This is a genomic window from Marinifilum sp. JC120, assembly GCA_004923195.1.
GTDB lineage: Bacteria > Desulfobacterota > Desulfovibrionia > Desulfovibrionales > Desulfovibrionaceae > Maridesulfovibrio.
Map to the genome: position 1 here is coordinate 162,159 of RDSB01000002.1, position 23,719 is coordinate 185,877.

Here is a 23,719-nt window from a genome sequence, read left to right on the forward strand (position 1 = left end):
CATTTAATTCAGCTGGTCATAAATCAAATGAGAACGACGCACAACCGCTATATTTTGCGCTGGGTGTATTCACTAAAATCTGTCTCCTTACGTTCAAATTCACCTTCGAAAAACGGGGAAGAAATCAAGAATTCAGCAGTGGAACGGTTGCTCGCAGTGGGAACATTGTAAAGTACGGCTAGGCGCAGCAGAGCCTTTACATCAACATCGTGGGGCTGCGGCTGCATGGGGTCCCAGAAAAAAATAAGCACGTCAATCTTACCTTCGGAAATCATAGCCCCGAGCTGTTGATCTCCGCCCAGAGGACCGGACTTCATTCTGTTAACCGGTTTGAATTCATACCCTTCATCATTCTTCTGGGCTGCCCTTTCCTTGATCATTTTTTCGACCAAGCCCCCTGTGGTACCGGTGGCCACAAGATTATGCCGGGAAAGGATGTTATGGTTGCAATCAACAAAATCAAGCAATTCCTTCTTGCAGTTATCGTGTGCAACTACAGCTATATTTTTCACGATGCTCATGACAGTCATCCTCCTAAAGTTTAAAATCGCTCTTCCCATTCCTTAAGCTTGAAACCGATAAGCACAAAGTCATCGCTAACAAGGAGAGGACGTTTGACCAGCATGCCGTCACCGGAAATGAGTTCAAAAAGGTCAACATCGCTCATGCCGCCAATGGTCTCTTTCAATCCCATTTCCTTATATTTCTTGCCGTTGGTATTTACGAATTTCTTTTTGTCCACTCCGGCAATCTTCTGCCATGCAAGAAATTCATCTTTGGTCGGGGTCTCTTTGACAATATGACGAATGGTGAATTCCACAGCCTTTTCCTCAAGCCAAGCCTTGGCTTTACGGGAGGTGGTTCAACTGGGGTAATGTACTAAAATCATGGTTATTTCATCTCCATCTGATGGTTGCGGGTAATTCAAATCACCAAACCTATCAATAACACGGATGAAAAACAGTCACAATTATAGACAAAACTAGAAAGTACTAAAATCGCGGCAGGCTTCAAGCTCCAGCTTGAGTACAGCTTCATAGTCTGCGCCGAGATGGTCAGTCATGTACTTATGCTGGGCCTCGGCTGCTGTGGCAAGGAACCCTTCCACCTTCTTGGCAGTGCTGTGATAGATGTGCCGGACTGTGACCTGATGATCCACCACCACCGAAAATCCGGCCCGGTGCAACGCAAGTGAATTCCAAACATCCACCCCGTAACCATAGATGTTGCCATCAAAATCCAGCCCGCCGATTGCCTTTAAACACTCAATGGAGAAAAGAGGAGAAATTCCATCAATATACGGGACCAGTGAATACTGCACCCCCGGCTTTTCAATCATCTGAGGATGATAGGGACTTCGATGAGTGGCCGGAGAATATACCCCGATGGGACCAATTTTTGAATCCAGCTGCTCCAACCGTTTCCACGCTTTGAGAATATGCGGAGGTTTGGAACCGAACCAGATATCGTTGTTCAAGAACCAGAGGTAGGTGTAGCCGCGGCTTTCAAACTCCTTGAGACAATAGTCCAGTGCCCCGGCCCAATACAGATTTTCATCAAGCCTGCGCCACGCGCCGGGAAAAGGTTCCGGGGCATGGTTATCGAGCACAAAAATATGTTCCGCCAATTTGGGATCGGAAAGTTCAAGCTGTTCCTTGACCCGCAAAGTAAGGGCCGGATCACCATAATGGAGAATGACCACCGCTAAACGTCTGTCCGCCACAGCAAACTCCTTGCAATGCATGAGGATTAACTAGTAAAGGAACACTCTAGAAGCAATTAACAATTCCATCAAGGGCAGTATCATGGACACATTCTGGAACAGGCTCCCCCGTGAACTTGCGGAAAAATTTCTGGCCGGGGGCGTAGGCCGTACCCACCTGACCGGCATCGGCTACAAATGCATCGAACTGAGCAAAAACGATCCCGCCAACCGCGACCTATACATCAAACTGGCCTTTGAAACTCTGCTTTCCGCATGGTGTCATGATCCCCTGAACCTGCAAAGTGCAGAACTACAGCAAAATCTCATGGGCCAGGACGGGCCTAATTCTCCCATGGGCAAAATGCTGGCCCGCATTATAGAAGAATCCCGCAAGGACGATTTCAGCACTCATAAAAAAAGGTTCCACAGCCTGATAGGCCGGGAACGTTTCGAGCAGGCTGCCGAACTGCTGACCCAGCTGCTAAGCGAAGCTCCTGCCTCACTCGCCTTGCTGAAAATCTCCAAAGAGATGTACGAATCAACAGGAGAAAAAGAATTCCTGAGCGCGGCCCTGCAATTGATGAAAAACATTGACTTCAGTGACATGGAACCGTTGCACGATTTCCTTTCAGCCAACCTTGCTTTCGGACAAGGAGATTACTTACAGGCGGCAACATGTTATGAAACGGCATACAACTCCGGCTCATTTCCTGAAGCTTTGCCCCGGCTGGGAGAATGCATGCTACGCAGGGGGTACCGTGATGATGCGATAAGGCTCTACAGACAGGATGCCGAAGCGCGCCCATGGCGTGTCAACACCCTGCTGCGCACTGTTGATCTAATCAACGAAACCGATCTGCAAATCTGTCCTCCTCCGGGCAAAGTGGCGATTCTGATATACAGCTACAACAAGGCAGAAGAGCTGGACGCAACTCTTGAGGCAGTTTTCGAAGCCAAGTATGAAAACGCATTTCTGGGTGTGCTGGATAACGGCAGCAATGACGGAACCTCGGCAGTAATCGACAAGTGGGAAGCAGTGGCAAAAAAACGCACAGACCTACCCATGCTAAGATTCGACCTGCATGTTAATATAGGTGCGCCCGCGGCCCGCAACTGGCTGCTCTTTCATCCCGAAATAGCTAAAGCTGACTTTGCCGCCTTTCTTGATGATGACGCCCTGCCCCCACAGGACTGGCTGTCCAAACTGGGGGCGGCGATCAAGAATTACCCGGCCGCCGGAGTCTGGGGCTGCAAAGTGGTAGATGCTCCTAATCCGCGCAAGCTGCAAAGCATCGACCTGCACATCAAAAACGAAAGCGATCAGGACGGTCCCAAACTGCGCACAACCGACATCCAGCTTCAAACCATGGATTACGGACAGTTTGATTATATGCGCCCCTGCGGCTCTGTTACCGGATGCTGCCACATCATGCGTATGTCCGACCTCGAAAATACAGGAGGATTCGACATCCGCTTCTCCCCTTCCCAATTTGATGACCTTGACCGGGATTTAAGGCTCTGCCTGCAAAAGATGGTTCCAGTATATCAGGGGCACCTGCGGGTTAGGCACCTCAAACGAACCGGAACCGCAGGAGTCATCAACAAAAAAGCCGCAGCTATCCAGATAGGCAATCAGTCCCGGCTGGATATGAAGTTCTCCGCCCTCGAGAACCGTGACATCAACAACGCAGACTTTGAAGCAAGTCTTGCCGATCTAATAAAAAAAGAGAATATGTTACGCAAATAAAAAGGTCTCCAGAAACACTTCCGGAGACCTTTATGGATAAGCTGAAATCAAACGTTAGAATTTTTCAAAATCACTATCATCAGCAGCCATATCCAGACTAAGCCCACCCATATCTGAAGACTCAGATTTTACCGGCTGGGGAGCGGGAGCTACCTGAGCAGGGTTGGGAGGCGTGGGCGCAACTGCTGAGACATGAGCAGGTTGAGCTCTACTGACAGGCAGTGCTTTGGGTTGTGAATATGTGGAACTGCCATATCCACTGACCTTAAAAAAGGACATGGTATTCTCAAGCAATGCACTCTGGGATGAGAGTTCCTCACTGGTAGAAGCCATTTCCTCAGAAGCAGAAGCGTTCTGCTGGATCACGGAGTCAAGCTGGGTAATAGCCTTGCTGATCTGTTCCGCACCGGCATTCTGTTCCGTGCTGGCGGAAGAAATCTCCTGCACCAGTTCTGCGGTTTTCTGAATATTGGGAACCAGATTATCGAGCATGTCACCGGCTTTTTCCGCCACGGTTACCGTGGTAGTGGAAAGCTCACTGATTTCTCCGGCTGCATTACCACTTCGCTCAGCCAGCTTACGAACCTCGGCAGCAACAACGGCAAATCCTTTACCGTGCTCACCGGCACGAGCGGCCTCAATAGCGGCATTAAGGGCCAGCAAATTAGTCTGGCGGGCAATTTCTTCAATAATGGAAATCTTCTCGGCAATATTCTTCATTGCCGAGACGGCCTCGGAAACGGCACTTCCACTTTCTTGAGCATCCGAAGACGACTTGAGTGCTATGTCTTCTGTGGTCTGGGCATTCAAGGTATTCTGTTTAATATTACTGGCCATTTCCTCAATGGATGCGGAAACTTCTTCGATGGAAGCAGCCTGTTCAGTTGCTCCCTGTGAAAGACCTTCTGCGGAGGCTGAAAGCTCAGTACTACCGGAAGCAACATTGCCGGCTCCGGCACGAACATCCGAGACAACCTGAATAAGCTGTGCAGCCATATCACGCATATTTCCATAAACACCGATTGCAGGCTCTACGAATTTCAAATCCAGATCACCACCGGCAATACGCTGGGCCACTTCGGCAATTTCAGCCGGATCGCTGCCAAGCTGCCTGTTAATAGTCCTGATGATGAACCCGGCAGTGAGAACTCCCACAGCTAAAGCAATAATGCTGATCATTACAGCCAGCATGATGGCCTGATCATTGGCCGCCTGCAATTTGGGGCCGAGCACATCCTGATCCGCCATGACCGAAAGTTTTACGTCCTCAACATTCTTAGCAATTGAAGGACCTATTTTATCAAGATGGTTTGCGATTACATCATTGCGGGTAAAAATAACCTTGCTCAGACCATTGAAGGCATCAACATATTTTTCCTTCAAGTCAATAATCTCAGCCAGCAGTCGGCGTCTTTCAGGATTTTGCAGACTGCGATCCAAATCATCAAGAAGCTTTTCAAAATCATCCATCTCACTGTGAACCCTGTCCACAGAAGCCTGCGCGTTATCATCCAGAAATTTTACCACATAAAGCCGGGCCAACAGAAGATTACGCATGGCATGACCACTTAAGACCGCAGCAGCCATATCGTTATCCCGCTCAGCGGTTTGCAGAATACGGGTCAGATTCTTCTCCATCAGCGGACCATCTACATTAAGGACACCATTTACATAACGATTGCGCTCCACACGGAATTCCTTAACCTTCTCAAAATATTCTCCGTACTCCCTGACCTCCGCATCAGCCTTAGCAACCAAGCTGGCACGTTCAGGTTTCTGAATCTCACTGATAGCTTCATCCATGAAACTGCGCATCTTTGCGAAGTAATCATCGTATTGCTTAAGATCTTTCTCACTTCCTGTAATTATAAAGTCCTTAACATTCATGCGCACCATAAGCATGTTGGCCTGTAGCCGTCCGCTTAGATTGGTATCCCTTGCCAGCCCCCGATACTGGGTAAAGCCTTCACTGGAATTTTCAAGCGCCCAAAAAGAGATCACCGCCAATACAAGCAGCAAACCAAGCACAGAACCGAAACCGAGCATTAATTTTGCCGACAGCTTCATATAATACCCCCAAGTGTCAAGTAGAGATCAGTACCCCAAAGAGCCACAAACTATTTAAGAATTTCCACCATACATTAAATATTCTATAATTTGAAATAAAAATAAAATTTTACCTGCTTAAATCCAAAACAATTTAGAACTACTGCCTCCTTAATGGTTTACTCACTCCGTACTCGCTCATCTCAAAAAAAGGCCGACTGAAATACATCAGTCGGCCTACAAATCGCAAATGTCGGTATTTTTTTTATTAGCCTTCCCCGTGTGCCGGGGCAGCCTTGGGAAACGTGTCCATATGCGGATGAATAGCTTTACCGAGCCAATCAATTGAACGTCCGAGGTTCACCATATTGGCAATGCCTTCACTATCTTCAAGCACTTCTCCCTTATTCATACCATAGCCCATGTTCCAATAGGTCGCACTGGGGATGATCATACCGTTAATCTGAAAAAGATGGTTGATAGTATCAAAGACATGAGTTGCACCGCCGCGGCGCACTGCAACAACCGCCCCACCGATCTTACCCTCAAATTGACGGCCATTGGCCAGAGCCACAAACCCAGAACGGTCGATCAAGGCTTTAATCTCGGCAGTTACGTCAGCAAAATATGTGGGGGAACCGAGGATTATGGCATCAGCGCGAACCATTTTTTCGTAGACTTCATTGAATTTATCATTATCAACAACACATTTGTTGTCTTTGTTTTCCCAGCACTTCATACAGGCCATGCAACCACGTATTTTTTTTCCGCCCAGTTGGTATAACTCGGTTTCCCAGCCTGCATTTTCCAGCGGTTCCAGAGTCTTTTTCAGCAAACATTCAGTGTTGCCGCCCTTACGCGGGCTGCCGTTGATTGCAAGTACGTACATTGTTCTCTCCCTTTATCTGTTCTGAGTTAAGCAGGTGGAATCCCGTTCGGCAAAACCACTCTTATATACAATGAAAACGCAAAAGATGCGTATTAATAATTCAACCGTATATGGTAGGATTACGCATCATACTTTTTGCTGATTATCTATACGCAATTAAACTGAGAAGATAGAAAATTACGGACCGGAATTTAGAATGCCCTGCATCAGGCAACGGACAGAAACCAGCCCGATAAACTCGCCGTTCTTAGTCACGGCAATGGGATCAAAGGTGTAACTTCCTTCACGGGCAAGTGCACTTTTGGCAACCTCAGCTAAATGGGATTCAGCTGAAAGAACCAGCAGTTCCATATCCATAACAGCAGCAACAGGGCGATCCAGAAACAATGCTTTGTCGGTTTCCCCGCGAACAATTTCATCCATGCGTCCTTTGGTGACCATCCCCACTGGGGAAAGTCCGTCCAGAACCACAAGGCAAGACCATTCACCACTCTCGCGCAGCCTCATAAGAGCATCGGAAACTTTACTATCAATGGAAATACTCTGGGCAGGCCAAGCCATTTCCCCCAATGATCCGGCTAAATCCTGCTCAATAGCATCAGCCTTGCCCACAACCTGATAAGTACGGATGGAATGCTGGATGCCTTTTACTGAAATGGGAGCACGCCCCAGACACCGGAAATCATCCTTCACCAATGCCCATGTTTCGTGTGAAATAAGAATCTGGTCCGGCGGTGCATTCTGCTCCAGCCGGGCAGCAACATTTACCTGCCCGCCTATGATGGTATAATCCATGAGTTGCTTGGAACCAAAATTACCGACAGTGCAAAAGCCGCTATTAACGCCCATACGCACCTTGAAAGGAGTGGATATACCCAGCTCGAACCATTCCTGCTGCATTTCCTTTAAGGCGTCGCGCATATCAATGGCCATGTTCACACAAGCTACAGCATCTTCTTTTTGACCTTGAGAAACCGGATCACCAAAAAAGATCAGCACAGCATCGCCAATGTATTTATCAATGGTTCCCCCGTGCTTGAGGGCAATGGAGGACATGCGGTCGAGGTAATTATTCAGCAGCGCGGTCATATCCTCCGGCTCCATGCGCTCTGTAGTGGAGGTGAAACCGACAATGTCTGAAAAGAAGATGGTCAACTTCTTACGTTTGGCCCCGATGAGCGTATCCTGCGTACCTTCAAAAATGGATTCGTATACCTGCGGGGAAAGGTATCTCCCCAATTTGTCAGAAAGTTCAGCCAACCTATCGGCTTGCTCCTTCTGAACCAATGCGGAAGCAACGCGACGCATAACCATGGGAGGACTCAAAGGACGGTAGATAAAATCAACCACACCGGATTCAAAACAGCCCATTTCTTCGTCAGGAGTGGTTTCCCCTGAAATCATGATAACCGGGATATTGCGGGTTGCTTCGGTGAGTTTAAGCTTCCTGACCAAATCCCGGCAATGAATACCCGGCATATCCGCATCCAGAAGAATTAGATCAGGGCGCTCTTTGACTGCAAGCTCAAAAGCGTGCGAGCCGCTCATGGCCATCAGCAAAGCATAGTCATCGCGCAGAATTTTCGCGAAAACTTCCATTTCCGGCTTGATTGCATCGACAATAAATATTTTTGGGCGACTACTTTTATGCACGCAAATCTCCTTTTCCAGTCAGCCTTTCCAAAGCAACGTACTTAACTGCGAAGGATATTAAAACAAAAATATGTCCAGATAACTCATAACTCCTAAAAAAAATCCTTTCGTGCGATGCAAATCACTTTTGTACACAAAAAGACCCTCAATAGAGGGCCTTAAAATTCCTGATTCCGGCAACCTGCCGAAACTTAAATTCCTCACGATCCGCGATTGTAGCCGATGGTCACCTTGCCATCATCCACAATTACCGGGACCCTTCTTTTGTCTCCGGAAAGCTCCAACATTTTGTTCAAGTTATCCGATGACATAAGCACATCCACAAATTCCGCTTCCGGGTACGCATCCAGCGCTTTCCGGGTATGGGGTCATGTGGGTTTACCGTAAATAACCATTTTGGACATGATACTCTCTCCTGTTTACTGCAAAATAGCATCTAGGAGTCTTTTTTGTCCAATCGCTAATTCTATCCGTTGTTTCGGCGCATGACCAAAGAGAGCAACGCAATCGCCAGTAAAAGAAGCAAACTATACTCGTCATTCATTCCCACCGTGCATCCTGTCCCACTACCTCCGGCACCGCTCAGACCAAGTATCTGGGGATCATCGATCACCCCTTCTTCAGGATTTTCATCATAGGACCCACCGTCCTTAAGCACGGAGACAACATAATATGAAGCTGTGGCATTCAATTCCCGCACAGGATCAATAAATTTTCCCGAAACATCCGTAAGCCACCAATTTCCATCCGCATAATCCTCAAAATTAGCGTAATTAAAATTCTTATTGGTGCCGTTGCTGAAGAGTTTTGCAAGGGTTAATTCATTTGCTTTGACCAAGGGCAACCCGGTTGCAGCGTAACGGACACTGACAGCACTGCCTTTTCCTGTTTGCACGCTGAATACGGACTGATCGCTATAAACACTCTCAAGTGCAGTTCCATATACACCGTTTACATTTTCAACAGTACGGGGCGAATGTGTTTTACTCAAAAAAGTTGATTTCGGCGCATTGGGCTGATCAGTATTAAGTTCAAGATTACCCGATGTCGGGGTATCACCAACCATTGCGCTCATCACCAAGGCGTAGGGTTGAAGCCCTACAGGAATATTATTCGCTGTAACTTCCGCCTTATATGTGCCTACCTGCGGATTCTCGATAGTCACAGATACAGTATTATTCAAACGATCAAAATTTGTTGCTGCAACCTTTGTTCTAAATGACACCCCCATAGCCGGAGTAACAGCAGCTTCCTGCCAAACATCCCCAACTTTAATCAAACTGCGGGTAGTCGGGTTTCCATCCTGATAATAAAGACCGTATGAAGTCCCGCTCTGCTCTACAGCAACCACAACACTACCATCAGCAATGGTCAGCCCAATGGGTAATGCCTGTTCTCCCCCCGGGATATATGCAAATGATTTTCTATAAATTTCATCCCCGACACCACCGTCATATCGGTAGATAACAATGGAAACCTCTTCAGTCATGCTGCCGCTTTGGGCAAAAAAAAGAACGACCGACTCAAGAGTACAGGGATAGGAAGGCGGAGTGACTCGAAGACCTATTACGTCATCCTTATAAATATCATTAACACCGGTAACATATACATATTTAGTCAAAGGACTGAGGCTGATCGCATTATCAGGATAAACCCATGTTCCGTCAGGCTGTTGAACCCTTAAATCCAAATCATTAACCAGACCGCCGGAAACCGCGGACGATCCCGGATAATCAGTCCATCCAAGTGTCGCCTTAAATGGCTTTTCATCATTTTCAACATCAAAGGTAAAATTTCGTAAATAAGTATCATCAGCAGGAGGTGAATCCTTTATGTCATGAAACTCAACCTCATACCGCCCATCAGAATTGATGGCAGCCTCAAGATTGAGCCGTCCCCAGCCCTGCACATCATCAGGAGTATCGTGAACTTCCTGTGCTGATCCTGTTCCATACTGGCCGGGAGCAAGTGATGTTGCCCCGTGAATAAGACTTGTTTTAATCAAAGATGCACTTGGAGCGGCTATTCCTTCTTCCTTGATCAGATATTCACGAAAAACAGCCGCTGTACCGGAAACCAGAGGGGTTGCCATACTGGTTCCACCAGCCCAGTAATAGTCATCATTGAAGACACCCCACCCATTACCGGACTGCTTCGACGACCGGGTTGAAAGAATATTTGTACCCGGAGCGATTATTTCGGGCTTGTAACGACCATCGAGAGTTGGACCTCGACTCGAAAAAGCAGCAACACCGTACGGCTTGTCAGAAGTAAGATCAGAGCCGACAGGATCGGCATAAGGCCTGAAAGAGTCCCAACGTCTGGCAGCAAAACCCTCACTGCTTCCGGTGCGGTATGACTCAGAAGCACCTACAGTGAGACAATTTTTCGCTGTCGAGGGAGTATCAATGCAATAAAGATCAACAATACCGTCTTGATCTTTGTCATATCCGGCATTGCCCGCAGCAAAAAGAATCAAAAATTCTTTATTACTCCACATGAATTGATCAACGCTGACGCATTCACTGTTATAATCTCCGGCCCCGGAGGTACCCCAACTATTACTGTGAATACGGGCACCTGCATCAAAGGCGGGCTGAAATAGTTTTGACAAATCCGAAGGGATACCCGGCAAACTGGAACCGCCCCCAATAGCCCCTACGCTCTGGACATAAAGTCGAGACTTGGGCGCAATCCCGGCATAGCAATTACCGGGGAAAGAATTCTCAACAGGCGAAGATCCTGACTTCATACCATTTCCAGCAATAATCCCAGCCACGTGAGTACCGTGTCCACTGCAATCTTCAGTACTTGAGCCCGGAAAAACAGTATTATTTATGACCCTGCTTGCGCCCTGACCGTCGCTGAAATCAGCATGCAGATTATCAACATCTCCAGTATCAATTCCACTATCACAAACAGCAACAATCTGCCCCTCACCAAAGAGCTTGCTACCTGAGACAGGCCACTTTTTGTCCTGCACTGAACGGGCTTCGATTATACCCACTGCAATATTATTATCCGTGCGATGCTCAGGTGCTTTTTCAATCCATTTCACACCCTTTATGTCTTTAAGACCACCTACATTTTGAATCGAAATCTTAACTTCAAACTGAACACTCCATTCAGAGGAAGAACTCGAGAGGACAGAACCTCCTGCCGAACGGATTTCACGTGCCAGTGAATCCACATCTTCACCGGGAAAAGCAATCACCCGAATATTTAAAAGACTACCCTGTTCCTGAAGTTTTCCGGTAGTGATGTCATAAACATCGCTGGATAACCTCAAATCAGCATCATACTTGCCAATCCAGCGAACAAAACCGAGTCCGTCGACAGCACGGACCTTTGCCGTACCGAGCTTGATGATAAACGCATACTGCGGAATATAGTCATAAAAGACAGCACCCTGATTTGACAGAGAGGTCTTCCATGCAGATTGCACGGGACCGGAAAATTGCACGACATAGTAATCGTACTCTTCCACTGTAGTGCGCGCAGAATAAGACAAACGCCGCGAGAACGTCTCTTTCGATGTCGGTTTAGAATCATCAGATTTTACAGAGGATGGAGGAAGAATATTTGATTGCAAAAGTGAAGAGCCCAAAGAGGACTCCAAAGGATCTACCTGCTGGTTCTGAAAAAAAAGCTTAGGCGTGGATGAAGCACTATCTTCAGCAAGAACGAAGCAAGGCAATAGCAGAAATGAAATAGTAAAAGACAAAAACAATTGTATAATTGCAGCAAAACGAAATGAGCGCACTATGTATTTCCTTAGTAATGATTGATATGCTGCAATATTCAACAACATACTACCATGTCAAGAAATATAGGTTTTGGCCCTACAAAGGCACTGTCAGTCAATGCTGCAATAATTGGATAAATTATGAGATATGGGCGTGTAGCCCTCACTTATCTAAGTTGCTTGATAAATCGCTTATTTACTAAACAAATATGTTTTCTGAATTCGCATCATAATCATCCATCATTCTTTCCTTTCTACCGAAAACCATACCCACAAGGTTCAATTTGTGTTAATCTTAAAACACCATAAACCACAAAACATATAACATACTGTCATTGCAGGAGGAAACCATGGCTAATCCCAAAGATATGTACCAATGTCAGGTAAGCAACTGCGGTTACATTTACGACCCCGACAAAGGTGAATCCAAAACCGGAACCGCTCCCGGAACAGCTTTCGCCGACCTTCCTGACGACTGGCAGTGTCCGCATTGCGGGGCATCTAAAAAATCTTTCCGACCACTGGCTGGTCCGGGGTCAACTCTTGCTGAAGGCACCTAGCCCGAAATAGTAACAACTGAATCCCTATTGATCCTAAAAAAGAGGTTACATCGAAAGATGTAACCTCTAAAAATATTTTAGGTTTACCGTTATTAAATTCACACGCCACCACCTACAAGTATTTTCAAATGCATCAGTATAGGATAGCTTCCAAATTTTTCGATAATGAAAATTCTTTCCATGCTATTTTGCTAGATTCTGACAGCTATATATTTTGTGTTAATAAAATGAATCTGACTGATTAGTTTCTTTTATAAATACTAAACTTTTTTAACTAATTAAACTCTTAATATCTTTTATGAAAACTATTATCTTAATTCCACCATCTGAGGGTAAAGCTGATGGCGGAAAGAACAAGCCTTTAAAGGCTGTTTCAGGTATTTCAGCTGACTTAATTGAAGCGATTAAAGAAGCTGACCCTAAAAAATTATATGGACTTAAAGAAAAGGCGCTCGAGAAAGCAATTACTGTAAATAAGGACGTCTTAATCTCAAAAACAATGCCAGCAATCGAACGGTATACAGGTGTTGTTTATGACGCTATCGATTATCAAACTTTGAAAAATAAATCCGACTTTGATAAAAAAGTGTTAATTGTATCGGGGCTATTTGGCCTTGTAAGCCCTACTGATTTGATTCCTAATTATCGTTTGAAGATTGATAAATTAAAGGCTGCCAAGTTATGGGTAAATTCCAATTCAGAGCAATTAAAAAACAAATTTGTTATTGATTTATTACCGCAAGCACACAAGAAAGCGGTGAAATATGAGAATGGAATTGAGGTTGAATTTGTCCTGAAAAAAGCAGGAAAAAAGATGCCGGCAGGTCACCAAGGAAAGCACATTAAAGGTCGATTTGTCAGGTGGCTCATTGAAAATAACGTCACTAACCCAAAGCATTTTAATGATTTTAATGAAGAAGGCTATAAGTGGACTGGTGAAATTTTCTTAAAGGAAGTTTAGTCTTGGCAACCGACTAAGCAAAAATGGATCAGCCGCATTTATTGGCTGTTCACAGCCCCAATGTTCCCCGCTCGGTTCCCCAAACGAAAAGAGGACTTACAAGTTTCATTGTAAGTCCTTGAAATATCTGGTGGAGCTGGAGAGAATTAAACCCACGGCCCCTTGAATGCCATGCCGGAGTCTGACTTTTAAATACTTAAAACAAATGGATTAATCTTACCATCCGGGGCAAGTTTTGGCTGAAATTAGAGATACTGCCAGACTTTGCCGATTTTGTCCTCCATAACGGCAACGGCGCAAAGACCGCCGCTGAAGAAGGCGATTTCAACAACCTCGGCCCGGAGAGTCCCCTCACCCTGCTTTTTGTTGAAGTCCTCCATAATCGCAATGGAATCACTGAGGCTGCGTGATCGAGGAGCGCTGCCGTCATGCGTCCGGGGATGGTAGCCTATGTAAATGCTTTTGAGCCCTTTATGTTCTTTGTTCATTTCCTGTCCTCATTGTTTTGTGTTCCATTCTTTCAGAAACTTCATTGTCCGCAAGATCTTGAATCATTGCTCATCTCTGTTGTTCGTAACAAAGATATCCTGCCTTTTAAAGCATATTAACAAAAGAAGAATTGGAATTGAATTTACAGGGTTTTATTCACTCTCTTACACTAAATTAAATTGTACGGTTGTATGGCAATCGATCCGAAAACCTTTTCGGGAGGCATGCATCAAGGCTGGTTACGGTGAATCGTTCATATCCTATGACTCACGCTACCTACCTCCTCGCCAACGGGGCAGACCTGAGAGCGTAAGTGAAGTGCGCGCTTAGGACATTCTTCTACGAAGATGACAGCAGATGTATACTGCCATGCCCAGAGAAGCGAGAAACAGCGTGCAGTGAGTTTGTTGCCGGAATTGTAACGTATTCTGATTGATCGATTAGCTTTAAATCATGAAGGCCAGTCCTGTTGTGGGCTGGCCTTTTTTAGTTTTATTTGAGAATCAAAAACATCAATAAGGGCACAAGTGCACGCATAACATTGACGCGCTTGGAAGTATTCCACAGAATCCGCATGAGCAAATTTACTAGCAAGATTAATAGCTCTCTTTGCCGCACCACGTATATCTTTCATTTTTCCACCTGAAAAAAATACAGCAGCACTTAACTCCAACTTTGAAAGAGCATTAGAATAATTAGATGGTTTTATCTCATATTTACCATGACCATCCTCGTAAACAGAATCAGAAAGAGCTACAATTGCTTCACGGCAAGAATGTGCACAGTTCTTATACATTGCACACCCCTCAAGAGGTTTCAAATTATCACTAGCAACTTTCAAGTATTCGTTAACACCATCCCATTGGCTAGACATAACACTGACACTATCTTTGTCACTGAGAAAAGCTCGCCCTTTAACCGTTATCTTCACGTTATACGCAAAACTATTGCCGAAACTACCATCATCCGCATATTCAACCATTTTTTCATCAATTAAATGCTGAAAATATGCACGCAACTCTACTTCGTTATATCCCCATATTATTGGGAAATCAAAAGTATCCACAATACCAACACTCTGACCTAGAGACTTAGTTTTACTGTTAACATAGTATAATAACTGTTTAACCTTGACTTGATCGTCTCTTGTAGGGTTAATGCTTACAAAACTATTCAAAATATCAGAAGTAACAAATGGTCGTTCACCACCATACTCATGCTTTTCTCTGATCCAAGCAGAGATAAATGGCAATTTCACGCCTTGATTACAGACAATAACTTCGGCTGTTCTAGAAATTTTATATTTCCCGCACCGAGCACACGCATATTCCTCATAATCGCCAGAGGTAAATGCTTCTTTCTGCACATCAGGTGACTGTAAATGGCAAATCGGACAAATTATAACTTTTTCACTTTCTGGCATGGAGTTCCTATTATTCATGATGACATCAGACATGGTGACAACAACTAAATGTTATAAACTGAGGCCATCCCTGTTACGGATCTGGCCTCTTATTTTATGCAATTTGAAATAACAAAAAAACTAGGTATCTTTCATCAGGTAAAAATTGATCGCAAACTACTCAATTGAGTATTACCTAGCATAAAAAACGATTTTAATTTTTTGCGAGTAAAGTTCAAAAAAGACTTATGCACCAGATTTAACTCTTCAATATAATTCTTTATAGCTTCCACTTGTTTACTTATAATCTTAAAAAAACTATCTGATAATTGGTTACGAAATGCATACAACAATCTCCCTAACCGGGTCGGCATGTTCACGGCAACAACCTTACCTTTATGCTTTTTATATTTTTCATAAATATATTGATAAGAACTGCGCTTTGTATTTTCTAACCACACTAAAACGTCACTCTCAGGTGCAAGATGACTTAAAATTTCTTCCCACATTGTACGTATTGAAGAAAAAGTATGGCGAGTTCTATCCACGTTATTACCTGCAATAGATTGCGCTGAACCTAAATACAATTGAGTCAATTCTGGATTAATTTTTTTCAAAACATATATACAATTATTATCAATTAATTCTTTATAGTCGATGCTCCGACGTGTGTTCTTTGATTCTTTGTACTTTTCAAGAAGATTTGAATCAGTACGACACATATCAAGCGCGGCATAAACTGCTTCCATGATGCCATTTTTGCTAGCCCAACATGACTTAACGCCTGCTTTAATCTCAATTATCATAACAGCTCCTACTTGTTCACCTTGTAATACAATCAAGGCATTGGAGATATAATAACTACACAACTAACAGATGTAAAGAAACTGACACCTCGCCTTTTTAGACTTTGAGTCTCAAAATCAATTGTCCAAAATTTCAAAATGTTATCCAAATGTTATCCACCCGGTTATCCACGCAAAAAAACCGATTAAGCTATTCGCCTAACCGGTTGATTTACTAAAGAAAAATGGTGGAGCTGGAGGGAATCGAACCCACGGCCTCTTGAATGCCATGCGGGGAGCCAGTTCTCCAATGGTTGAAATACTTGGATTAATTTTACCCCTTGGGAACAGCTTTTGGGGATTTTACGGGATTAGCGGGGGTGGGTGGTTCTCCTGAACCAAAGTACTCAACATCTCCCAAATTTACACACAGCATTCTGAGTATTTTATAAATTGACTTTGTAGGAAAGTGCCCTCTCTCACAAATAGAGCTATGCAAGGCATCTCTTATTTTTTTTATGTCTTTGAACAGCTTAAGCATATCGTTGTTAGGTTCAATCCCTGCTTCAGATGCGGTCACAATAAATTTATCCACGATATTGAACTTATTTCTTTCTACCGCAAGGTCTTGCAATGCTTCGAGATAATCAACTGTCCTCGCATTTAGCAAGTCTTTATGATTTTGAGCGATTTCAACTATTCTTTTTTTACTAATTTTTTTAAAAGATTTATTGATTAATTTCTCAAGTACTCCCCACAGTGACATAAATTGCGCATAAGGGGTAATCGTATTATATCCAAATGATTGCATAAGAAGTAGCCCATCAACAAAACTAGATAATTTTGATTCTGAATAAAAATTATCCACCATAGAATTTGAATCACTAAGGGCGACACTATAATTTTCTGTAATGGAAAAATTAAAAGGTTTTAACCATATTTGCATTTCATCTGATTCAATAAATGCAGCTGAGGCCAATTTACTAACAGAAGAGGTATTCCCATTTTTAATTAAATATGTAGACATGATATTTGCCTCACCTTTTTCTATTTCCACAAACTCACAATTAAGTTCATCCTGCAGATCAGCTACTGCCAAATCGCTATTCTTGTAATACACAAGATGATTTTTATCCTGTTTTGTATCTACTGGAACAGGATATAGATTATCTGGGGTAAGTTTCTTTACTTCATCTTCCAATGACCTAAGCTCAATGTTAATTTTAACGTGGCTACTTATCTGAACAAAAAATCCCGCCTTAGAATTTTGATTATATTGCTTTAACAACCTCTGTTCTATATCCACATCGCTCAACTTTACATTCGGAAGGTTGTTCCAATATGCAGATGTCCCCAACCATAATTTTTCAACGATAGAATGGGGATAAATTTCCGACAATTCTAGTTCAGAAAACACAGTAAGCTTCTGAAGCTCATTATTATGCAGAGAAAAAGGTGGTCCTGTATAATTGACCCCTTTAACAAAATACAGAGAACTAACGGTTAGATTTTTTTGCATCTTTTCCAGCTCCACGTATGGTAACACCTACCAATCACCCTATTTAAATAGTCGTATAAAAAATTTACTTTGAAAGGGAGCTGCTTCTCACTAAAGTACTAGCTGCTACTAACGGGCTCTTTATTGCAACTTCTATTTTCTGCAAATTTTCAAACATCCAATTATTAATGTAAGGCCAATTTTCTTCATTATACCCATCAATTGCTTCTTCAAACTTAACTCGAGAAGATTTTTTATTATCAAGTCTTTCCCATGTAAGCTCTTTCCCAAACGCTTCTTCAATTTCGCTCTTTGACTTATAGAGCTCGTCAAACATCATCTTATTTATTTTTTGTGATGCGTTATTGAGAGTCAATTCAATTCTAATTAATTTTTTACCAAAAATTAATGCATACGGCGCCCCACCAACACCAGAACCTGCATTACTCCAGTGATCATGAGAAGGACTAATATTATCATATATGTTACAAGAGCTTTCTCTGAGATACCTTAGTAATTGCTCCCAAAATTTAAGACGAATTGAATTTACTTTCTTTTGCTTAGCCTCAACACCTTTTTCCTCTGCTTCTTTTTCAGACATTCCAATCATTAAGTCTTTTACTTCAGGTACTGGGATAATCTGCTTTACATCCAATAAATACTCATCATTAAATTCATACGGTGTAACCTTGAAGCATTGGACATTGATCCCATGTGACAAAAGCCAAAGAGCTGTACTAGTTACCTCTTTCCTAAAATTAGCAGCAACAAATATAACTCTTTGTCCATTCCCTTTATTCAAAATAATTTCGTCCAAATCCTCAACACAAAGAAAATTAGTTAAAGACTCCTCTGCATCATCGTCAGAACCTATCTTTCGAAGATACTGCTGATAAATTTCAATCACCTGATTTTTATTCAAATTAGAACTATACGATGCATACTTAATCGCTTGCCAGACAACATCACGGCCCGAATCATCGAGCTTATTTTCAATAATCACCAAATTCCCGTCTTTATCTAAAGCTAACAAATCCAATCGTTCACGAGTTTCATCAAAGCCATCAAATTCTTTTTGAATTATTAAAAAGTCTTCTCCTAGTGACTCAGGTGTATTTGCCAGCCATTCCTGGAGGTGTTCCCTTTCCTTAAATTTTAGTTCTGAAAACGTCATCTTCTCCAAGGCGCTAATACGATTACTACTTTTATCTATTTGGAACATAGCTTTAACTCCAATATCTACTGATCTAATCTCTTACTTTCATGATCCCTTACAATACCCTGGGCAAGCAAAAATTCAGCACCATAGAACTCACCATAACGATCAGCAATAGGATACTTATGATATATGTCAAAAAAATCTTCAAACCATTTGCTTTTGCATGCTTCTTCCAGTGCTCTCCCTGGGAAAATCTCACCATAGTGTAACTCATGAAACACATCTCTTTTGAGAGACACACTATAACACTTAGAAAACATACCCATGGCGTCCATCTTTTGTTGCATTTTATAGAAGTCATGGAGTAATATTTCCACTCCATAATCTATACGGCTACTAATCCGCCACATTGTTGGACACACTGAATAATTCAACCTACTATTTTTTAAAACAATAAAAGCATCCGGTGTATCTCCCTGACACATTACAAAATAAATTTTCTCAGGTTGTTGTTCTTCAATTATTTCCAAGTATGCCCCTGGAAAATTAAAATGAATTAACGTTGTTGCAAAAGGTGTATTTTGCCCACTAGCTAACCAATCGAAATCAACTCCAAAATGACAGGAAAAATCCTTCAGGAACTTGAATGAAGGCTCATTTTCTCCTGATATTATTTTTTCCAGATCACCAACGCGTTCCATACCTAAAACTTGTGCGAGCTCTGCGAGGGTGTATCGGGTATGCCGTCCGGCATTCATCATTTCCACAACTTTGCCCACTCGCCTAGAAATGGCATAAGCCTCTGTTTGTTTACTTGTATCAACTGCAACCTCTTCAGGGCATCGATTTATTTCTGAAATTTCTTCATCACAACTTGTACTTTTGTTTTTATACTTCCAAAGATCCCAAATAAGGTGAATAGATGTTGGCACTGAACCAGAAAATAAACTTTCAAAAAGAGCCATCAAACAACCTCCTAAATATGTGCAAGACTATGGACACCAACTCCAACTATTCATATAACTAAAATCTACTCATCACCATACTTCAATCCAAATCTATGAATATGCTTATGTGCACTGAGCAAATGATAATGATCTTCCATTATATCTTGTGAGTATTTATAGTGAAACCCGCGTTCCCCCCAAAGCATCCACACCAAGCTTTGATTGGTTAAATCGAGATAGCGGTCGAGCAAGTCCTCACGAATATAAAACAATGTTGACCTGTAAACTGCTTCATCTTTCTTAAATACACGACATAATGTTGCTTGGTTGTTCTCTTCGTCATAGAAATCCCACCTCCCCCTGATACTTTTAATATTCAGAGAGTCGCAAAGACTTGGGGCAAGCACGGTGACGTTTCCAGCTTGATTCAACATGCTGTGATATGACTCCCAGCAGTACACACAAACTGGAACTTCTACTCTCACGCCTGCCCATGGAAACGAAAATGCCTTCCTTACATCAGCAGTAGCGCTTCCTTTTGAATTTTGGAGATCAGCAATGTATTGTGCGGACCACGGAATTTCACCTGCGAAACAGTAATGATTTTGAAAAGGCTCAGGGATCGACATATTCCCTGGATACCGAACTTCATTAAACTTTTTTAACAAATCATCCGCATGATGACTCTTAGGCAAGACACCTCTAAGAAATGTAAAAGTTCTACGAGCATCTACTTCTGAATACTGTTCAATATATCCCTCAAGCAAAACCCATGGTCCTTCTACACCATCGACATTTTTCGGATGTAATAAATGTGTATAATTTGGGGTCGGCCCAAACTCAATCCACTCGCGAACATCTGTAAAAGGCTTTGCATAAAGTTCCGGTAATTCAGGAATCCATGTGCATGGGGGATCAGGAAAAGTTGGGTCGATATCTATATCTGGTGTTCGTTCTCCTGCACGCCAATCACTTAACTCGTTTCTATCAAAGCGGAGACCGTACATTTCATAGTATGCAATTTGTGAATACTTCTTACCATATCTGTCCACTTTGTAGCCTTCACGCTGACGGTAACGCCAACTATCATTGCGTATTTCTTTATCAATCTGCTCAAAAAGGTCTTCTGAATACCCAAGCTCGACAATACGACAATCAATTTGTTTTCGCACTGCTTTGTAAGTCGGATCAGTATAGTCATATTTGACTCTATCTGGGATAATATTACATAAAGTATCATCTACAAAATCCATGGGAATTGCACTTTCAGCTGCTTTCGAAACAGAATCATCAATCGTAGCAACATCAGGAAAACCATCAGGCAAATGATCAAAAGGTGGTTGGATAAATTCCAGATTTTCAACGGGAATTGATGTAGGAAATCTTTTTTGTGCTAATTCAATAAGACCAAGAGCAAATTCTTTAATAAAAATATGTCGAGTCGCAAATGGAGCCCCAGGCATGAACAGAGACTCGATCAGCGAGTTGACAAAATTCGATAGTATATCCTTAAAATCGGCAACACTTTTATCCGCCCATATAGACATTGCCACTCCATATGAAGCCGCTAGCATTCTCTCTGGAACATATGGATCATTCACTGAAAAAGAATCCAACGTCATTTGGAAGAGCTCGTCAGGAGCTGATATCCCAAACCAATACAATGCACGTGTGGCATGATCCCTCAAGCCATGATCTGTGGTGGTAAGAATCCATTTGATCCAAAGTGCACGAAGTTTATCATCTTTATCCCTAGTCTGATTCGATCTCCAACCTTTTTCAATATACAGAATATCCGATTTTAGGCTATCTGAAGATCGCCGAACCCATTCAGACCAGTGGATATCTCGATCAGCCATTTCCATTTCTCTCAAAACAGTATCAAAAAAAACGGCATCAAGAGGATGGGAAGACGCCGCTCTAGTTATCTTCAACCTCGAAAAAAGATGTTGACTATATCTTCCAGGTCCTTGTTTTGTCAGGTTGGACAAAGAATCAACAGTCTCTCGATCCAAAAAGTCACTTGACAGCCAAGCAGCCCCATATAGAGCAATTTGTCTTGGTTGCCCCTCAAGAATCCTCCAAAGCTGCTCTCTATACATCCGCATAGGAAGAAGCCCTATAAGTGCTTTAAGAATATCACCTGCTAAGGTGTGCCGTTCGCCTATATCCCCAAACAACAATTTTAATTGAGCGTCTTCATTAAGCCATACTTTAAACCCTGGCCCGCCATATTGTGACAGAATGTAATCTGCAATAATATGACCAGCAAAAGCATCGTAGCTAACACTGACTATTGTCATTGTAGAATTATTGTCAGGAATCCTATAAAAAACCCCTTCCTCTTCCAAAGCCTTAACAAGACTTTGGTCCCACCTAGGACTATCGTCAATCAGTCTGCGTAATTGGACAAAATCTACAGTCCTTACATTCTCTTCCCAAAGCGTCTGTCCAACCCTATTAAGAGCAGACCGAATATCCGAAACATAGTATCGGCAAGATGGTAACGATAGTTCAGCTATTCGAGTAGAGACCTGCTCGAGATGTTTCTCAAATAAAATCGTCAATGATCCTGGAATGGCTTCTACACCGACCTCTTTTTTCCGATCTGGATTTGTAACCTCGCAGAACAGCCGCATAGTAAGAGGATGCTCTAGCAAATCAACTGGGAGTGCAGCATCATTCAATTCAATTAAATAATGCTTAAAATAAGCTCTAACGGCTTCATGTGTGTGCTGAAATCTTGCTATATTACAACTCTGAACATCACCAGGAAGAGACTCTTCAGAAAATTCCGTCCTTAGCGTACAAACCAAAAGGACATACGGATAATTTTCGAGTGTAACCTTTATAGATTCAAGATTAGCTTTCCACGCTCGAGGATCTTCCGCTTCATTCAACCCATCAATAACAACGGGCAGTCTCCGCCTTGCTCTTTGTCCGGCTGCATCAACAGCAGCAACAAGAGCTTCAAAGGTCTCAACTGGGCGCCCCTGAATCACAACGGTTTTTGCCAGATCATCCAATCGTTGCCGAGCATTTAAATTTCTTCCATGTAGAAAGACACCAGCAACTCTATCTTTGGTAGGAGAAGTAATCTCGGCTGCCAGCTGAGTCTTACCACATCCAGCACTAGCAAGGACTGCCACCATACTCATTTGTATAAAAACAGCCATTTCCCGCATAACAATACGGGCATCAGAAAAAAGGGCTAAGATATTAGTTAAGTACAATGCCCTCCGATCATTGGCGTTTCTTAACTTTCTAAGCAAAACTTTCCATTCTCGGTTAAAGGCAAACCCTCTATCTACGAGTTGGGATGTAGTACTATAATCACCATTACTAAGAGCCGAGCAAATTTCTGTGAGCAGCGAAGAGCAATCTTTAACCCCGCCCAGTACAGATTCTAATCCTTCTGAAATACTTCCTGAAACGGGCTCATTGAAAGCTATTAGATCTTTACCCGCTTTATCTAGCTGTAGTGAAATTGTTTTTAGATCGTCCCATGCTGCGACTTCTCCTAAAGAGAGCCTAACCTGTTCCTCAGCATGCATTACCTGATGGACTTCAGGAATCCAACGCGATCGTATTGGTGCAATTGCAGTCCTGTGCATTTTTTCAAGCTCATCAGGAGTAAGCACTAATTCCCCGAAATAGGTTCCACGTAAAATTTCAGCCGGACCGCTTAAATGTTCCTCGACTTCGTCTTTTGTCCAAAGATGTAGACGCATCTTTGAACTTATGCCGTAAAACCACCTTTGATCACCAGCAGTAAGTGTATGGCGTGTCCAAAGTACCCAATCAGTTATATCAGGAAGTATTTCTTCTGTTTTTATAATCGCGTCTTCAATTTTCTGCCGCCTTGTGGAACCAATAGCCCTACCACTAGGCAAGTCATACCACTTACATTGCCATCCATACCACCGTCCAGTTTCCCCCAGAGAACAGTCACTTTGAATATTTAGATGAAATTCAATTCCAGGCTGATTAGCAAGCCCTCGAAAACTTCCAAAACGATTATAATGTCTGCGAATTAAACTTCGACATAGGTATTCAAAATTATGTGTAGCATCTCCAGGAAGACCTTCAAAAATACTCCAATTTACTGCTGGCATACCTGTCTCACTTTGCGG

18 protein-coding genes are annotated in these 23,719 nt (G+C 42.9%); 3 read left to right on the forward strand and 15 right to left on the reverse strand.

The features are described from left to right. Nucleotides 1-47 precede the first annotated feature (47 nt). The 3 genes from D0S45_03410 to D0S45_03420 form a co-directional block, all read right to left on the reverse strand. Complete coding sequence (locus D0S45_03410) at nucleotides 48-521, reverse strand: methylglyoxal synthase (protein TIH19241.1); 474 nt, start codon at nucleotides 519-521, stop codon at nucleotides 48-50. Nucleotides 522-541: 20 nt separating this feature from the next. After that, nucleotides 542-889 carry a Spx/MgsR family RNA polymerase-binding regulatory protein gene (locus D0S45_03415; GenBank protein TIH19242.1) on the reverse strand — a complete coding sequence of 116 codons (348 nt, stop codon included), beginning with the start codon at nucleotides 887-889 and terminating at the stop codon, nucleotides 542-544. A 93-nt stretch (nucleotides 890-982) separates the two neighbouring features. Then, on the reverse strand, nucleotides 983-1,723 hold the full coding sequence (locus tag D0S45_03420) for a hypothetical protein (GenBank protein ID TIH19243.1): 741 nt from the start codon (nucleotides 1,721-1,723) through the stop codon (nucleotides 983-985). An 82-nt stretch (nucleotides 1,724-1,805) separates the two neighbouring features. On the opposite strand from D0S45_03420, the gene D0S45_03425 reads away from it, so the two are divergent. Beyond that, nucleotides 1,806-3,452, forward strand: a complete 1,647-nt coding sequence (locus tag D0S45_03425) for a glycosyltransferase (protein ID TIH19244.1) — start codon at nucleotides 1,806-1,808, stop codon at nucleotides 3,450-3,452. Nucleotides 3,453-3,506: 54 nt separating this feature from the next. Here the strand turns inward: D0S45_03425 and D0S45_03430 are convergent, their stop codons facing one another. The 5 genes from D0S45_03430 to D0S45_03450 form a co-directional block, all read right to left on the reverse strand. Further along, entirely contained in the window at nucleotides 3,507-5,519 is a 2,013-nt protein-coding gene (locus D0S45_03430) for a methyl-accepting chemotaxis protein (protein TIH19245.1), read from the reverse strand. Between the two features lie 247 nt (nucleotides 5,520-5,766). After that, complete coding sequence (locus tag D0S45_03435; protein TIH19246.1) at nucleotides 5,767-6,387, reverse strand: flavodoxin family protein; 621 nt, start codon at nucleotides 6,385-6,387, stop codon at nucleotides 5,767-5,769. A gap of 177 nt (nucleotides 6,388-6,564) precedes the next feature. Further along, nucleotides 6,565-7,791, reverse strand: a complete 1,227-nt coding sequence (locus D0S45_03440) for a hypothetical protein (GenBank protein ID TIH19372.1) — start codon at nucleotides 7,789-7,791, stop codon at nucleotides 6,565-6,567. Nucleotides 7,792-8,240: 449 nt separating this feature from the next. After that, nucleotides 8,241-8,444, reverse strand: coding sequence for a glutaredoxin (locus tag D0S45_03445; GenBank protein TIH19247.1), 204 nt, complete (start codon nucleotides 8,442-8,444; stop codon nucleotides 8,241-8,243). Nucleotides 8,445-8,506: 62 nt separating this feature from the next. Then, a complete protein-coding gene (locus tag D0S45_03450) occupies nucleotides 8,507-11,803 on the reverse strand; it encodes a peptidase S8/S53 subtilisin kexin sedolisin (GenBank protein TIH19248.1) in 3,297 nt (1,098 codons plus the stop codon). Nucleotides 11,804-12,135: 332 nt separating this feature from the next. Here D0S45_03450 and D0S45_03455 point away from each other — a divergent pair, with 332 nt between their 5' ends. Beyond that, complete coding sequence (locus D0S45_03455) at nucleotides 12,136-12,345, forward strand: rubredoxin (protein ID TIH19249.1); 210 nt, start codon at nucleotides 12,136-12,138, stop codon at nucleotides 12,343-12,345. Nucleotides 12,346-12,643: 298 nt separating this feature from the next. Beyond that, on the forward strand, nucleotides 12,644-13,306 hold the full coding sequence (locus D0S45_03460; GenBank protein TIH19250.1) for a YaaA family protein: 663 nt from the start codon (nucleotides 12,644-12,646) through the stop codon (nucleotides 13,304-13,306). A gap of 245 nt (nucleotides 13,307-13,551) precedes the next feature. Here D0S45_03460 and D0S45_03465 read toward each other — a convergent pair whose 3' ends face one another. From D0S45_03465 to D0S45_03495, 7 genes are all read right to left on the reverse strand, one after another. Then, the gene (locus D0S45_03465) at nucleotides 13,552-13,794 is read right to left on the reverse strand and encodes a hypothetical protein (protein ID TIH19251.1); all 243 of its coding nucleotides are present in this window, start codon (nucleotides 13,792-13,794) and stop codon (nucleotides 13,552-13,554) included. A gap of 452 nt (nucleotides 13,795-14,246) precedes the next feature. Beyond that, a complete protein-coding gene (locus tag D0S45_03470) occupies nucleotides 14,247-15,218 on the reverse strand; it encodes a hypothetical protein (GenBank protein TIH19252.1) in 972 nt (323 codons plus the stop codon). 134 nt (nucleotides 15,219-15,352) lie between these two features. Continuing rightward, nucleotides 15,353-16,003, reverse strand: coding sequence for a hypothetical protein (locus D0S45_03475; GenBank protein ID TIH19253.1), 651 nt, complete (start codon nucleotides 16,001-16,003; stop codon nucleotides 15,353-15,355). Nucleotides 16,004-16,316: 313 nt separating this feature from the next. Continuing rightward, nucleotides 16,317-17,501, reverse strand: coding sequence for a hypothetical protein (locus tag D0S45_03480; protein ID TIH19254.1), 1,185 nt, complete (start codon nucleotides 17,499-17,501; stop codon nucleotides 16,317-16,319). Between the two features lie 64 nt (nucleotides 17,502-17,565). Further along, entirely contained in the window at nucleotides 17,566-18,702 is a 1,137-nt protein-coding gene (locus D0S45_03485; protein ID TIH19255.1) for a DUF4268 domain-containing protein, read from the reverse strand. Nucleotides 18,703-18,719: 17 nt separating this feature from the next. Next, nucleotides 18,720-19,604 (reverse strand): XRE family transcriptional regulator, encoded by an 885-nt coding sequence (locus D0S45_03490; GenBank protein TIH19256.1) that lies wholly within the window; start codon nucleotides 19,602-19,604, stop codon nucleotides 18,720-18,722. Between the two features lie 65 nt (nucleotides 19,605-19,669). Further along, nucleotides 19,670-23,701: a hypothetical protein gene (locus tag D0S45_03495; GenBank protein TIH19257.1), complete on the reverse strand. Its 4,032-nt coding sequence runs from the start codon at nucleotides 23,699-23,701 to the stop codon at nucleotides 19,670-19,672. Nucleotides 23,702-23,719: the final 18 nt, after the last annotated feature.

Coding starts and splice junctions, on each gene's coding strand:
- D0S45_03435 (TIH19246.1), bottom strand. CDS start 6,387: ATGTACGTACTTGCAATCAACGGCAGCCCGCGTAAGGGCGGCAACACT.
- D0S45_03455 (TIH19249.1), top strand. CDS start 12,136: ATGGCTAATCCCAAAGATATGTACCAATGTCAGGTAAGCAACTGCGGT.
- D0S45_03475 (TIH19253.1), bottom strand. CDS start 16,003: ATGATAATTGAGATTAAAGCAGGCGTTAAGTCATGTTGGGCTAGCAAA.
- D0S45_03470 (TIH19252.1), bottom strand. CDS start 15,218: ATGCCAGAAAGTGAAAAAGTTATAATTTGTCCGATTTGCCATTTACAG.
- D0S45_03440 (TIH19372.1), bottom strand. CDS start 7,791: ATGATTTCAGGGGAAACCACTCCTGACGAAGAAATGGGCTGTTTTGAA.
- D0S45_03480 (TIH19254.1), bottom strand. CDS start 17,501: ATGCAAAAAAATCTAACCGTTAGTTCTCTGTATTTTGTTAAAGGGGTC.
- D0S45_03490 (TIH19256.1), bottom strand. CDS start 19,604: ATGGCTCTTTTTGAAAGTTTATTTTCTGGTTCAGTGCCAACATCTATT.
- D0S45_03485 (TIH19255.1), bottom strand. CDS start 18,702: ATGTTCCAAATAGATAAAAGTAGTAATCGTATTAGCGCCTTGGAGAAG.
- D0S45_03425 (TIH19244.1), top strand. CDS start 1,806: ATGGACACATTCTGGAACAGGCTCCCCCGTGAACTTGCGGAAAAATTT.
- D0S45_03410 (TIH19241.1), bottom strand. CDS start 521: ATGAGCATCGTGAAAAATATAGCTGTAGTTGCACACGATAACTGCAAG.
- D0S45_03495 (TIH19257.1), bottom strand. CDS start 23,701: ATGCCAGCAGTAAATTGGAGTATTTTTGAAGGTCTTCCTGGAGATGCT.
- D0S45_03460 (TIH19250.1), top strand. CDS start 12,644: ATGAAAACTATTATCTTAATTCCACCATCTGAGGGTAAAGCTGATGGC.
- D0S45_03465 (TIH19251.1), bottom strand. CDS start 13,794: ATGAACAAAGAACATAAAGGGCTCAAAAGCATTTACATAGGCTACCAT.
- D0S45_03430 (TIH19245.1), bottom strand. CDS start 5,519: ATGAAGCTGTCGGCAAAATTAATGCTCGGTTTCGGTTCTGTGCTTGGT.